The organism is Sporolactobacillus putidus, assembly GCF_014647035.1.
Classification (GTDB): domain Bacteria; phylum Bacillota; class Bacilli; order Bacillales; family Sporolactobacillaceae; genus Sporolactobacillus; species Sporolactobacillus putidus.
In genome coordinates this window covers 89774-104473 of record NZ_BMOK01000006.1, presented here as the reverse complement: position 1 = coordinate 104473, position 14700 = coordinate 89774, and the positions used below count along the sequence as shown (strand labels likewise).

Annotated in this window: 10 protein-coding genes; 5 read left to right on the top strand and 5 right to left on the bottom strand. The window is 42.6% G+C overall.

Annotated features, from left to right (window positions below; translation table 11 throughout):
• Positions 1 to 187 precede the first annotated feature (187 nt).
• Together IEX81_RS08755 and IEX81_RS08750 are read right to left on the bottom strand one after the other, a co-directional pair.
• Positions 188 to 1441 carry an NUDIX hydrolase gene (locus tag IEX81_RS08755; protein ID WP_188802697.1) on the bottom strand — a complete coding sequence of 418 codons (1254 nt, stop codon included), beginning with the start codon at positions 1439 to 1441 and terminating at the stop codon, positions 188 to 190.
• A gap of 329 nt (positions 1442 to 1770) precedes the next feature.
• On the bottom strand, positions 1771 to 2706 hold the full coding sequence (locus IEX81_RS08750) for an AEC family transporter (RefSeq protein WP_229727534.1): 936 nt from the start codon (positions 2704 to 2706) through the stop codon (positions 1771 to 1773).
• Between the two features lie 195 nt (positions 2707 to 2901).
• Between IEX81_RS08750 and IEX81_RS08745 the strand changes: the two genes are divergently transcribed.
• The 4 genes from IEX81_RS08745 to IEX81_RS08730 all read left to right on the top strand — a co-directional run bounded on the left by IEX81_RS08745 (position 2902) and on the right by IEX81_RS08730 (position 9007).
• On the top strand, positions 2902 to 3789 hold the full coding sequence (locus IEX81_RS08745; protein ID WP_188802695.1) for a LysR family transcriptional regulator: 888 nt from the start codon (positions 2902 to 2904) through the stop codon (positions 3787 to 3789).
• A 347-nt stretch (positions 3790 to 4136) separates the two neighbouring features.
• Positions 4137 to 4535: an aminotransferase class I/II-fold pyridoxal phosphate-dependent enzyme gene (locus IEX81_RS08740; protein ID WP_188802694.1), complete on the top strand. Its 399-nt coding sequence runs from the start codon at positions 4137 to 4139 to the stop codon at positions 4533 to 4535.
• 578 nt (positions 4536 to 5113) lie between these two features.
• Positions 5114 to 6136 (top strand): trypsin-like serine peptidase, encoded by a 1023-nt coding sequence (locus IEX81_RS08735; RefSeq protein ID WP_308424073.1) that lies wholly within the window; start codon positions 5114 to 5116, stop codon positions 6134 to 6136.
• A 1584-nt stretch (positions 6137 to 7720) separates the two neighbouring features.
• Complete coding sequence (locus tag IEX81_RS08730) at positions 7721 to 9007, top strand: VTT domain-containing protein (RefSeq protein WP_188802693.1); 1287 nt, start codon at positions 7721 to 7723, stop codon at positions 9005 to 9007.
• Positions 9008 to 9161: 154 nt separating this feature from the next.
• Here the strand turns inward: IEX81_RS08730 and IEX81_RS08725 are convergent, their stop codons facing one another.
• Positions 9162 to 10424, bottom strand: a complete 1263-nt coding sequence (locus IEX81_RS08725; RefSeq protein WP_188802692.1) for an NRAMP family divalent metal transporter — start codon at positions 10422 to 10424, stop codon at positions 9162 to 9164.
• 250 nt (positions 10425 to 10674) lie between these two features.
• Here IEX81_RS08725 and IEX81_RS08720 point away from each other — a divergent pair, with 250 nt between their 5' ends.
• Positions 10675 to 10956 (top strand): hypothetical protein, encoded by a 282-nt coding sequence (locus IEX81_RS08720; RefSeq protein ID WP_229727533.1) that lies wholly within the window; start codon positions 10675 to 10677, stop codon positions 10954 to 10956.
• A 153-nt stretch (positions 10957 to 11109) separates the two neighbouring features.
• Here the strand turns inward: IEX81_RS08720 and IEX81_RS08715 are convergent, their stop codons facing one another.
• A complete protein-coding gene (locus tag IEX81_RS08715; protein WP_188802691.1) occupies positions 11110 to 11670 on the bottom strand; it encodes a flavodoxin family protein in 561 nt (186 codons plus the stop codon).
• A 1349-nt stretch (positions 11671 to 13019) separates the two neighbouring features.
• A complete protein-coding gene (locus IEX81_RS08710; protein WP_188802690.1) occupies positions 13020 to 14348 on the bottom strand; it encodes an Nramp family divalent metal transporter in 1329 nt (442 codons plus the stop codon).
• Positions 14349 to 14700: the final 352 nt, after the last annotated feature.

Below are 14700 nucleotides of genomic sequence, written 5' to 3'. Positions count from 1 at the left end.
CTCCACGGAAAAATATCGCCCTCCACGGAAAAATATCGCCCTCCACGGAAAAATATCGCCCTCCACGGGAAAATATCGCCCTCCACGGGAAAATATCGCCCTCCACGGGAAAATATCGCCCTCAAAAAAAAGTCCTTTATTGTTTTTTCTGTATAGTCCATAACCGTGTACAAATCACGGTTAGCTATTAATCAAATTGTGTCTGCCAGTCTTTGTCCCTGAAGGCTCGGAAACACATCTTTATTTGTTCCTCCGTATTTTTTTCTTCCGAAAGGGGAGGCAGTTCATCTGGCGCGAAAAACCGGCTCTCAACGGTCTCAATATTTTTTTCAAATTGGCCTCCGACAATTTCGCATAGAACAAAGACTTTGCAAACGCCGTAAGCATAAACGGGAAGATTATGGGCGCTTCTGTCCTGAACGGCAACGATTCGGATCGGAACGGCATCGAAGCCGGATTCTTCTTTGACCTCCTTGACCGTGTTGGATTTTATCGATTGATCGACATCCACCCAGCCGCCGGGCAGGGACCAAGTGCCGGTCCTTTCTTTTACCAGCAGAATCCTGCCGTTATCGAAAATTGCTGCCCGTGTGTCCAGCTTCGGAGTCTGATAACCGGTCTCATTACAGAAAATCTCTTTGATATGCTCTCTGGAAAACCCTGATTTCATGCTTAACAGTTCTGCAGAAATATCTCTGATCCGCGAAAATCGTTCCAGATCAAAGCGATCTTTTGAATACGCAAGGCCCGCTTGAGCCAGAGCCTGCAGCTCCATCGCCCAGCTCAGCCAGGGCTTTTGCATAGAGACGGCCGCTTTTTTGATCAGTAGGCTCAGAACATCATCGGGCATATTGAAATAATATGTCGCTTGGATGTGCCGCGCGGAAAGGCAGCCCCACAGAGCCAGTCCGCAATCGACCCCCGCGCTCGAAGCACACTGCATATCATAGATGCTGTCGCCGACGAATAAGACGTCTTCTTCCGACGCGCCTGTTGTCTGCAGATACTTTTTCATCGGTTCAGGATCTGGTTTGTGCCGGACACTGTCCTCGGTGCAGATGACCGCGTCAAAGAAATTCCCCAACCCAAAATGCAGAAAGCCATCCTTATATTCCTGTTTCGTTTGGGATGTAATGATACCTAATTTATAGTGTTTCTTTCTTAATTCCTCCAGCAGCTCTCTGATTCCTTTAAAGACGCTGACAGTGGAGAGGTACCGATTGAAATGATCCTGCCAAACCCTCATGCCAAGCCCGATGTCCGGGACGCCCAGCCGTTTAAGCGTATCCTCATCCGGAATACTTAGCGCGAAGCTTAATTCAGACAATTCGATGTTTTTTTTCTGCAATTCCCGGATCGCATCCTGCAGCGAATGAAGGGTTGCATATTCAGTATCAATCAGTGTGCCGTCAATATCAAAAACGATATGTTTGTAGTCCATACTAACCTCCGGATGCTTTGCCTTCATTTAATCATACAAAGTCATTCTATCATTTTTTTCTATGTCAGCATGAACATGGCAGCGTCTTTGCTTAAAAAATAGGCTTTATTAAACTTTTCTGTTGCTTTACGCTCCATGCACTTGCTTTTCACAGGCGATCCGCGAGCCTGGCTCGCTGTTCTCACAGAAGCCCGTGCACCTTCCGCTCAATCGACAAAGCAGCAAAAACAACATTGAGCAATAAAATAGCCAAAAATAAAGAGCTCTAGAACTTGGCATCACCAAGGCTCTGGGCTCTTTATCGACAGGAATGACTTCTGAATTTTTCCTTAAATAATCGCCATCAGAATCGGAATTTCAATCAGACTGAGGAGTGTCGTCTCCGTAACCATAACTGCCGCGTAATCCGAGTCGGCATGATAAAGTTCGGAAACGACGGGCGCATTGGTCATGACCGGCATAGCTGATTGTAAAATGAAAACCTCTTTCATGAGAGCAGGCATCGGCGCCGGCAAAACAAGCAGTGTCATGAGTCCGGGTGCGGCGATGAAGCGGCCGATCAAGATACCGAGATTATCTTTATTCAGGCGAAGCTTGCTTAATCCTGCCTGATGAATCGCAATGCCGATAAAGAGCATGGACAAAGGGATCGTCAGACCGCCGATATAGTTGAAATCGGACATCAGGAATGTTGGCAGCTTAATGTGCAGAAGCACCAGAATAACGCCGACAATAAAGCCTAACAGCGGTGCTGAAAAGATTTTGCTCAGCGTCGACTTCAGACTGATCTTCGTCTGGGTATCACCGTCTCTTTGAATCAGGTAAACGCCTAATGTCCAGAAGAATATCGTGTTGGCCATATAATAGACGAGCACAAAAGGCAGACTTTGACTGCCGAACAGCGCCATATTCACCGGCAAACCGATGAAAACCGTGTTCGAGTTGCAGAACATCGATTTAAACAGACCGCTGTGGTTTCGCGGAACGGCAAATATTTTGACAGCTAAAAATGAAACGCCAAACAGGATAATCATTGAGAGAACCGGAAAACGCAGGTTAGGCAGCAGATTAATCAATTCTTTACTGTTAAAATCAGACGTGATCGTACTGATCATATAAGCGGGTAATGCAATTTGTGTAACCAATTTTGCAAGTAATTTGCCGGTCTTTTTATCAAACCAGCCGCGGCGGGCTAATATGTAGCCCACGCTAATCATAACGAGAATAACTAAAACACCCTCTGTGCCTTGAATGAACGTTCCCAATGTAAATGCCTCCATGACTGATCAGGATCAACAAAATTTTCTCTCAATTTCAAATGAAACTAAGCGATGAACAGATTTCTTGCAGTGCCATTAATTATACTTATTTCCTGGTACCAACGAGCATACATCTATGCTAGAATCATAGTCAACTATTCAAAGGGTCATAAAAAATATTTATAGCAGGGACGAGATGAATTGAACATCCAGGACTTAAAATATTTTTATCGATTAGTTCAGGATCAGAATTTCACGAAAGTTGCCGGATATTTTAAAGTCAGCCAGCCGACGATCACGCTGGCGGTTAAAAGGATGGAGAAAGAGTTTCAAGCAAAATTAGTTGAGAGAAATTATGCCCATAATGAGCTGCGGATCACGGACAGCGGGAAGCAGCTGTACCATCACATAGAGCCCATACTGAACGAGTGGCGGCTGGCACACCAGGAAATTGATGCAATGAATCAGCAGAAAATCCGGTTTGGCATGTCACCGACAATCAGCAGTCATTTTTTCCCGAGTGTCACGAACCAATTGTTAAAAAGCGGATTACTGAATCATTTATACACCTATGAAGCGGGCTCGCGTGAAGTCTTGCGTTCGATCCTGGAAGGCAGGATTGATATTGGACTGATCGGCAGCGTGGCGCCGCAGATTCATGATCAGTTAGTAACGGAAAGCCTGAAGGTCATGCATTTTAAGATTGTGGTCAGTCCATCCAGCCCGCTGGCAAACCGCAAGTCCGTCAGTTTTCAGGAGGCAAGCGCCTTTCCATTCGTTGTTTTAAATAATCACTTCGCTAATCCGGTTGCTTTTGAACAGATTGCCCATCATGCTGGGGTCACCCCGAACATTATTTATCGCAGCAGCAACATAGATACACTGAAGAGAATTGTTTCCCGCGGGATGGCAATCAGTTATATCGCCGATTTATCGATTTTACCCGGTGATCCGATCATCAGTATTCCATTGACAGACCAGGGACAACCGCTTTTAACGGTAATGCTCGTTTATCGAAAGACACTGGAATTATCGGAGCGCATCCGTCAATTTATGGAGATCGTTCGCGAGTACAAACAGACTGACTGATCAGGGTAACTGCAATCTAAACGGGGGGGATTAGCCATATCCTGTTTGTGTTAGTAACAGTCGAAAGGTAAGAGCGCGGAAAAGAGCCGGTTAACTACGAAAGGATAATTTCTCCTTTCGTTTTTCACTGTTGACTGGAAGGGATACCTGCCGGAGTTAAGCTGTGAAAGTTGAGATTAAGTTTGCTAATCAAATAAATAGATCTACATTGTACAAGAAATTTATTTTGTCACTTGAATCAATGAGAAAATATGTTTTTACTTAGTCTATGAAATGATTCTATAATTATAGTAATATGCATTATGGATAGGTGTCAGATTAATGTTCTAAAGCAGGAGGACAAATTAATGAAATACGCTGATAAAGTGACAGCGATCCAGCATTCTCCCATCAGGGAAATGATGGTCCGTGCTGCCCGTATTGAGGATGTCATCTCTTTTGCGGTTGGTGAACCCGACTTCATCACCGCCCCTAATATCATTGAGGCAGCCAAACGATCCCTTGATGAAGGGGAAACAAAATATGCACCCGGCGCGGGCATTACCAGGCTCAGAGAGGCTTATGTGAGTTACTTGGAGAAGACGATTGGCGTTTCCTATGATGTCGAAAACTGCCTTGTGACCACCGGCGGGATGGGCGCTCTTTTTCTGGGGCTGACCACTCTTTTAGACCCGGGCGACGAAGTCATTTTCAGTTCGCCCTATTGGACCAATTACGGACAGCAGGTTTATATTTGTTCTCATTAGTGTTGCATGGGTTTATACAGCATTAATGACGCTTGTTATATCCAAAGAGGCGTAAAGCACTAGTATGACAAGTTTTTTTAATTAATCGCCCCTATTTAATAATAAACACTAATTTATCATGCTTTGGGCTTGGAACAATTGTTTTTTTAATTGCTGGGAATGTTGGCCCTTTACTAGGAGATTTAAGTTTTCTTTGAATTGAGTCTTTCACATTCGTACTAATAGTTGGGGTGACGATAATTGTATACTTTTTACCCATTTCTAATCTCAATTTAAATTTGGATCCGTTAACAATTCTATATTTATCTATAGGGAGATAGCCGTCGTTAGGTTGATACTCTCTCATTATGTGGACTGTATATTTCTTATACATTTTCTTCACATCCATAATCTCTATATTAACATTTACCTTTGGATTATTTTGTTTTTCAAGATTACCTTTATAAGAGCAACTAACTAAAATAAAAGTTAATATTAATGACACTATTGCTAATTTTTTTATTTTTAGTCATCCCTTGTCCTTTTATTCTTAATATTATAATAATATAATATTAAGAATATTACTAGGGGGTGATTTCTTGAAAAAAAGTAGTTTGACAATATTTAGAATTATTGTGTCCTTGTTTTTAATTTTGATTCTATGTTCGAATCATCCAGTGGCACAAGCTGCTGAGAAAAAAGTAATTAATGCTCAGCAAAGTATTACCATGCCGAGGGTAGAAGGGGAGCGTTTGAATAAGTTATTAAATTATGTTAGAAAGTCTAAACACCCTGTAAAGAATTTGAATACTCGAGATTTAAAAAAACTAGGGCAAGAATCTTCTCCGTATGAATACTCTATCAGTTCTCAGGGAGATTTAATTAAATCAAACACTTCACTTCACTCATCAAATCAATTTAATTCAATTTTTTTACAACCAAACACGACTGATAATCGAGTACAAATTAATCCAACAACATCTTTTCCATATAACGCTATTGCTCAAATCGATTTTACAGATGGAACCTATGGTTATAGCTGTACAGGGTGGTTTGTCGATCATAATACTGTTGTTACTGCGGCTCATTGTGTTTATAATGCGTACAACAAAAAATTTTATCAGGGATGGGCAGTATATCCAGCTGAGAATGGAACTGATTTGCCTTATGGAGGGGAATATACAACAGAAGCATATGTCTCAGGAGGGTGGCAAAACACGACTCCTCCAAGTGGAGAAAGCATCTATTATAAAGATGTTGGATTTGACTACGCTGTAATCAATCTGAGTATAAACACCAATTTTCCAAATCATTTATCAATTAATTCGAGTGTTAATGTTAACGATGATATTTATTCAGTTGGATATCCAGGTGATAAGAGTTTCCAATCTAATGGATCTTATTATTATTACATGTATAGGAGCTATGGTATTATAGGTAAAATAGAATCTAGCACAATTACGCATGATGCATTTGTTACTGCTGGGATGAGCGGGGGCCCAATTATGCGCCCAAATAGTTGGGGAATTGTATCATTAAATAGTACATCAAGTTGGGGTCCTCAACTTGCAACTGACGGACCAAGAGGTTTAATTCAGCAATGGGGCTCAATAAATCAATGAATGGTAAATTAATCATACGGAGAAGAGATCTCTTTTTCGTTTCTTTTTTTGCAAAAAATGGTGAAGAAAAAAATCCAGTGAAACAGTAATCAGCCAAGCATCATCACCTATCACAGCGGGGACCCGGCTGTAGCTCATTCTGCAAAATTCTTGGACGAGATACGGATCAAACAAACCCTCTGTTTCATGGTGAAACGGTCTGTGATAGACATTGCATCATAAGGCACATTGCTTGGTAAAAAAGGGTATCATCCGTTCTGTTCAGCCGAGATAATCTGCTATCCTACAAGAGAGGGCTGAGCGTTATCTCCACGTAGCGGAACTAGGCTTCAGTTTGCATGCTGTATTGTTCATTTAAATAATAAGTTTCAATGATGGTACTCATCGCTCGGTAACGATACATCGTAATCCGCCAAATCTTACACATTTTTTATCCGCAGGTAGATTTATTTCTGAATTATTCATAAAGTAATTATTTTCTTTCCCTGACGGGTGATTTATCAAAAATCGACTTATTTTTGACTCGAACCGTCCGGATAAAATTCACGGCTAAACATTGCTCCATCACAGGGTAGCTATTAGACAGCCCCCGGTCAGCGAGTCAAACAGGAGAAGAGGATGGAATTGGGATGTTCTGATAATGGGAATCGAAGGCCTCGCCTCCTGACGCTGGCTGTTTCAACGTTGGTCGAATCCATATAAAAGGTACCATCTACGTGCTGGGGCGCAGAGCAGCGAATCTAAGTACGATTATATCCTCTATAGGAACACAATTTACGGAGCTCCAAAAGAAACTTAAAAATCAGATCCCGGATGCATGTCGGGATCTGATTCATTAATAAACATCTGAGTTTGTCAAGCCGTCTTTACGAGGACCGTTTATAATACCCGGATTTCTCCTGTCCGCTTGACAAAGCATAGATCGAGAAGAACTGCCCGATTAAAACACTAAATTACCAGTGAAATCTGCGTGTGGGTGGACATCCGGGATCAACAACAACGTTTTGAACATATTGTGGGTAAAAATGTCTTGGTACATTAAATATGTTTCGTCTGTTTATGTGAACAATCGGGTGGACAACAGGAACCATTCTCGGGCAAAAGGTATCGTGGACGACATATCGAGGATCGCAACATATTGGCGGGCAAGATCCGAACATCATGATCACCTCCATTCACTGTATAAAATGCCGCTAAATAAATAATGGGAACGGTATATAACCCGGCCTTCAAGGCAGACAATGAACTAAGGTGTCCCGATTCTTATTGGTTATTTTTTCAGCACTTTTTTGGAGCATTGATGAACGAAAACGAGCGACATTGGTGATTTAAATTGGTAATCTTTTATATTCTGGTATAAAATTTTTCTTAATAAATGTTTTGTTAAGTGCTAAATGAACGCTTGTGGTGTCACAGAGTTGAATGTAACATTAAGGGATAGATTAAGTTTCTGACGGGTGAAGGAGCTCCGGCGATTCTTAAAGAATTTACCTGATGAAGTCCTAATTTGTCTAGTGAAACCATACGATTTACGAATAGCCTTTGAAACGGTTCATTATGCTGAGCGGCATGGAGGGATTCATTATGAGCGGATTGATTCATTTGTTGAATGAATATGGATACATCACTCTTTTTCTATCGTTAATGTTCGAGCTTATTCTTATTCCTATTCCAAACGAAGCACTCATGAGTTATGTCGGCATTCTGTCCTTTCAAGGCAAGATGAACCTTGTTTTTGCCTATCTTTCCGCCGGAATCGGGGGGATTTTCGGGGTCACGGTTTCCTACTGGATCGGATATAAACTGGGTCTTCCGTTCTTCCGCAAGTTTGGCCGCTATATACATATGGGACCTGAAAAATTGGAAAGGGTATCAAAATGGTTTGAAAAATACGGAAAAGTGTTGTTAGTCTTTTGTTACTTTATCCCCGGTATTCGGCATATAGCGAGCATTACTTCAGGCGTGATTCGTCTCCCGTTCCGATCATTTTGCATCTTTTCTTATATCGGTGTGTTCCTTTGGACAGGCACTTTTATCTCGTTGGGCTATGTACTGGGGCCGGAATGGGATAAGTATCAGGGTGAGATCAAAAAATGGCTGGTGCTGGCCAGTATAGTGATCGGTATTTTAGTCCTTTGTTACATTGTCATAAAAGCGAATCAACGGTATATCAAAGAATCCGGTCAGCTGCTCTTTCATTCTGTTTTTAAACGGTACAAAAGTTTTTTGAAAATAAAAGTGTTTATTTTTTTGATTCTGATTCTATTTGTTTTTCTTTTTACGTTAATGCTCGGAATGATTCAGGATTTCGTCAGCAATGAATTTGATCCATTCAACGCGGTTTCCAGGACGATCATTTTCTCGCTTTTCAATCCCCATTGGCGGTGGGTGATGACTGATATCCATTTTCTGTCATCTTGGATGGCTCTAGGCATTATTTTCTTGATGACGATGATCATCATTCTTGTCAACCATACAAATAAATGGCTCGAACTGCTCTTCTTTGCAGTGACATCGATTGGAAGTTTTCTTTTTTCGGGCGGGATCCGCTGGTTATTCCGTTTCATGCTAAGTGGAAAATTTATTAGCCAGGATTTCCCCAATCAGCAATCCATGATTTTAATCGTCTTTTATGGTTTTTTCCTGATGATGGCAAGCCGGCATCAGAAAAGCTATCTTTTCGGATCAATCATGTTTTTCTTATTTATTTTCATTTTGCTGGCCTATTCCATCTCCGGCATCTTTGTTTCGCACGTCAATCCTAGTGATTTAATGGCCGGATACGTCTTCGGTGCGGTCTGGTTGAGCGGGATGATTTTCTCCCTTGAACTGTTCCGCTTTTTGTCCTTGATAAAAGAAAATCTAAAATAGAGAAAGAATTAAGACATGGCGTGAGAAAGTGGAGTCATTTCATCATGAAAGTCGTTCTCGTGATAGGGATTACTGGAGAAACCCGAAACCGTGCCGAGGATTTCAATTGAAAGAGCGGTGTCTGAATCCTCTCGTCTTTAGACAGCCTAGATACTCATGACGAAAAAATACTGGAGATGCTCATATAGAGTCCAAAAACCATAACAATCCCTGAAAGGCTCCAAACCAAATATTTATGAAATCCCTTCATACGCTGTTCTTTCGGTAATGCTTTGGCCTCCAGTACAAGTAAAAAGCCAAGAACGATGGGGAGCAGCATGGCATTCATGACTTCAACGTCAAGCGTAATTTTAACCAGATTCACACTGCAGATGACTAAAATGGCTCCACCCACATGCGCAAGGGTATAGATTAAGTAAAAGATCTTTGCATCTTTCACTTTATGGTTGAGACTTTTATTAAAACCGAATACCTCGCCAATGCCCCAGGCTCCGGCAACGGAAACAACTAATGAAGCAATAATACCGGCTCCTACGATACCTAAACTGAATGCTAGTTTTGCCCCGAAAAATCCAAGAAACGGTTCCAATGCGTCAGATATTTGCCTTACATCATTTAATGTCAGGCCGGGATTCACTTTGCCAATGGTTGCGGCACAGGTTATGAGAACTGCAATCATAATCAATTGTGTGACGATTGAGCCGCATAATGTGTCCCATCGCGTGGCTTTCAGATCGCGTATCGTCAGCTTTTTATCAAGAACAGCGCCCTGCTGATAAAAGACCATCCAAGGCATAATAACAGCCCCGACATTCGCTGCGAGTAAGTACACGTAGTCTTTGCTGCCAAGCGGCATAGACGTTAGGCCTCGCGCCATTTCTGCCGGATTAGGATGTGACAGATAAGCGGCGACTAAAAAGAAAACTTCAAATAATCCAATGGCGATCCCAATTCGTTCAAACCGTTTATAACTGCCCGTTAAACCAATCGCAATTAAGATGAGCGTTACCGCGCTGACACTGAGCCAGGAGGGGATGCCAAATAATTCGCCGGCACCTGCAATACCGGCAAATTCAGTAACCAGCGCCCCTACAGACGCTAAAAACAAGGTGACAACAGACAGCAGCGCCCACTTCATCCCGAATCTTTCGCGAATCAATTCTCCGTGCCCTTTACCCGTTACAATGCCTAAACGAACGGTTACTTCCTGGACCAAATAGAGGATGGGAATTAATAGGATTTGCGGAAGAATCATCTTGTAGCCCCATTGAGTGCCCGACTGTGCGGCCGTAATAATACTTCCGGCATCCGTATCTGCGAGCATGACCATTAATCCGGGTCCGAATGTTGCTGCAATCAAAGTTATGCGCCGTCTCCAATTAAATGAATGCGAAACGGTTAAAGTCGGTTTATCCATACAAAATGCCTCTTTCATGAAATTGCCTTTATGGGATTGATAATCATTATCATTACATGATTATCTTATTTTATTGATGATCCAAGGTCAATGCTTATTTTTAAAGTTATTATTACAAATTAGCGAAAATCGCTTTTTACGGAATTGCCTGTACCGGGCGGAGTGATTAGAGCAAGACAATGGTTTGTCCCATTTCAGTACTTAATGATACGGCTCATCCAGCGTAGATTTTATGATTTGATCGGGGATTGTGAAACAAGGCGGCATGCTTGGCGGCATCTTAAGGGGGGTGGCTCGCAAAGAAAGAAGTTGCCGGCTTATGATACCTTGTTTCCCATTCAGGATAGATGAAGAAGAAAAATGGCCGCTGCTACTCGGAAATGTAAAAAATCTCTTCGTTGATAATGAAGCTCTGGAGACTGAAGTACTTGCTAACGCTTCGGCAGTTCATGCTTATCAGTCGAAAAAATATATCACTCAAATGACTGAGCTTAGTGGGGGGGTCAGTTCGTTGCTTGTCAAAATGCATTGAACGCACAACATATTCTAAAAGAAGATCTGCCGAAATTTGTAGCTATCGTTCCGGCGGGAATTATAGAATTAGTAAAAAAACAAAATAGCGGTTTTGCCTACATCAAGCCTTGAAAGGGATTTATTTAAAGTTCGAGTTCATGCAGCGGTACTCTCAAAGACTGGAACGTGCCTTTAAATAGTGATTTAAATTGACGGCGGAATGAAGGGCGTTCTTATCGGTTAAAACTTCACCTTTCTTATCACCCTTGCCAATAATATAACTGCCGAATTTCATTTGTAAAAAGTCGCAAATGAATTGTGTCTGCTGGATCATCGGCAAAGCTTTGACGTAGGGTTCATCGCCCCCAACGGTTATTAAATGAACTTCCTTCTCCTTCATTTTTTCCCTGAAACCCGGTATTGACGGATCCCTCAACGCTTCAGACCAACGATCGATGTACAGTTTTAGCAGGCTTGACATGCCGTACCAATAGACTGGGGTAACAAATAACAGGAGATCCGCAAGAATTTGTTTTTGAATCAGCGCCCGGTAATCGTCGTTTTCTGAATTTGACGGATCTTTTTTCGTTAAACGATTCAGATCGGATATCGGATCAATATGATAATCCTTCAAAAAAATTTTTGTAACATCCAAATCTTGAAGTGCAATATCGGCAAGTTGTTCCGAGTTTCCTTTATCTCTTATGGAGCCGTAAAAAGCAATAATCTTCATGAACAGGCGCTCCTTTTTTTGTTTACTCTTATCATATAATGAATTTACTAATAATTTAAAGAAGTATATAGTGATGCTATCAATCGGTTTCTTTAATGCTTGCGCCCGCATTGGTCTCGGATATCTGATTTTTTTGCAGGAATCTGTCACCCCGCTATAAGTTAATCGCCCCGGAAGCAGAGCGAATCGCTCTAAAGCATCGAACAATCGCCCCAAAAAGGTCCGGAATCGCCCTGTTTAGCCAGGCCTGGAAGAAATCATTTATCCTTCACGTAACGAACACGGAATTAAGTTCAAGCACGGAAATTTGTTTACAGCGCTTCGTCAATTCAGCGATAGAGGACGACGATAAAGTGGCCGCCAGAGCACAAAGAAAATGTCTAAAAGAGCACACGGTGCGAGGTGCTCTCTAAAGAAGTGATTGAGGAATGGATTAGTGCAGGTGAAAACGGATTCCAGCAGATTTAATCAACAAAAGTCCCGATCATGATAAGCAATATGAACAGGACGATGATCAAGTAAATCTGTGACCGTATCCCAATCTCCTCGGGAACCAGCAAGCGTCACCGTCATAAGATTGATTAATCGAAAGTAACGCCTCCTTCTGAATCGTCACAACGAGAAGATTGACTGCGGGGAACCAAATTCGAGTGTCTATCACCAGAAAAAGGGATACCCAAATGCAAAAGGCGGCCTGAATGGCGGGTAGCCATAGTATCCAGGGAAACCTCCGTAACCATAAAATGGCGGACTGAAAGGTGGATAAAAGAATGGACTGGGTCCGACCGGAAACAATCTTTCATCTCGCATGATGCTTCATCTCCTAATAATAATTATGATTGGACGATTTAATCATATGTTGGCCGGACCAGTGAAGAGCCTATCCTATAAACAAATGGGCGATAACTAATTTTATAAAAGGCTTAGACCCCCACTGAGCGTCGATGGACAGTCGTGTCAGCGACGGGTTTTGTACGCCAAGATGTTTTCGTTTCATTCTTACTGTTCCTTATAATTGCCGGGTAACTTATTTGTCCATTACTTCACCTTGATGTCTCGAAGCGGACAAGAAAGGAAGTTGACGTTTAAGCGGGAATGGTTCTATTTTTGATTTCGTACGAATCATCTCTTTTTTCGTTTTTTGCACCCATTAAATGACGCTCAAGATTTTATCACGGTTTTACTGAGTCATGTATTCCTGAGTATATCAGTCCCGTTGAAATGTTTATGGGCTGCTGTCTTCTTAATCCATGGCAAAGTATTCATGAAATAAAAAACCTCTCAGTGATGAAACATCGCTGGGAGGCAGATACACCTTGGGTCAGGATAAATCATTTTTTGATGAACACTTATCCTGTGAAAGTTTGATAGAGGAGGAACACGTTTAGACAGATGACCACTCCGGCTACAGCCCATGCCAGGAATGTCGTCAGTTTGTGATTGACCAGCTGGCCCATCAGTCTTTTTTTGCTTGTGAAAATAACGAGCGGAATGATCGCCAGCGCAATGCCGAAGGACAGGACAACCTGACTCATCACCAGTGCGTTGGTTGCATTGGAGCCTGTGACTATAATGGCCAGCGGCGGAATCATGGAACAAACACGTCTGATAAAAATAGGAATCCGATTATGAATGAAGCCTTGCATCATAATATCGCCAGCCAGCGTTCCGACACATGAGCTGGACAGCCCGGCAGCCAGCAGGCCGATTCCGAACAGAAGCGAAGCACTTGGTGCGATGAAATTACCGAACTGTTTAAAAGCGACATCTAAATCTGAAATCACGATGTGTCCGTGGAAAGTCGAGGCGGCGACAGCGAGCATCACGGCATTGACAATGCCAGCAATAACCATCGCAATCAGTATGTCAACCAGCTCAAAGTGGAAAATCTTTTTCCTTTCTTCCGGCGTTTGGCCAATAACTCTTCTGCACGTCAGACCCGAGTGCATGTAAATGGCGTGGGGCATAACGGTTGCCCCCAAAATGCCGGCAGCAAGCAAAATACTGTCCGTTCCCTGGAAGTGCGGGATGAATCCGGCCATGAGCGGTGCAAACTGAGGCAATGAAAAAGCAATTTCGCAGCTGAACGCGGTAACGATGATGAAGACCATGGTCGCGATCGCCATCTCAAGTGGACGAAACCCCCTGATCTGAAAAAAGAGGATGAGCAGCACGCTGAGCGCCGTTAAAATGGCGGATGGAATCATCTGTAAGCCAAAGACAAGATGAAAGCCGAGCGCGGCGCCGATAAATTCGGCCAGGTCGGTGGCCATGACCATGATTTCTCCCTGAATCCAGTAAAAAAATGCGACGCCCGGCTTCCATTCATCACGCAAAATTTCCGGCAGATTACGCGAGGTGGCAATGCCCAGTTTCGACGATAAGGTCTGAATCAGAATCGCCATCAGGTTAGATAAGACCACCACCCACAGCAGCAAATAGCCAAACTGTGACCCGCCCTGAATGTTAGTCGCATAGTTTCCAGGATCAATATAAGCAACGCAAGCAATAAAGGCTGGACCGAGGAATGGCAGTGCCTGCCTCCAGCCCTTTTTCTTCCCGATGGCTGATTGAAACGATTCGGAGTGCTTTCTGCTTTTGAGTTTCGGAAGCGCCCCCACAGCAGCACCGTTTTCTGCCGCCGACAGAATTGACTGCCCGTCTTCCTTGTAAGACATTGAACCTGACCTCCCTGTTGATTTAATGAACATAAGTTTCTCTAAAGAAACTTTTATTCTCACACTCAATTTACGTCAATCCTAGCAAGATTGCAACCCCTTGAATGAAAATGATTTTTAATTTCATGTTAATCCGTTGTCCGAAATTACAAGCGGTTAACAAAAAAGAATCGGAGAGAAATGAACTTGTTTTTCTCCCATATGTTGCATTCATCATCCGGATCATGGGCAAAACCTGATTAATCGGACTTAAGGCGCAGCGGGCAATACAATTTTTGCTTGCTGCCCTTTCTTAGGGTAAAAAAACTCCTGACGGGGTGTTTCTCCGCGTGAATAGGGCGATTCCAGAACA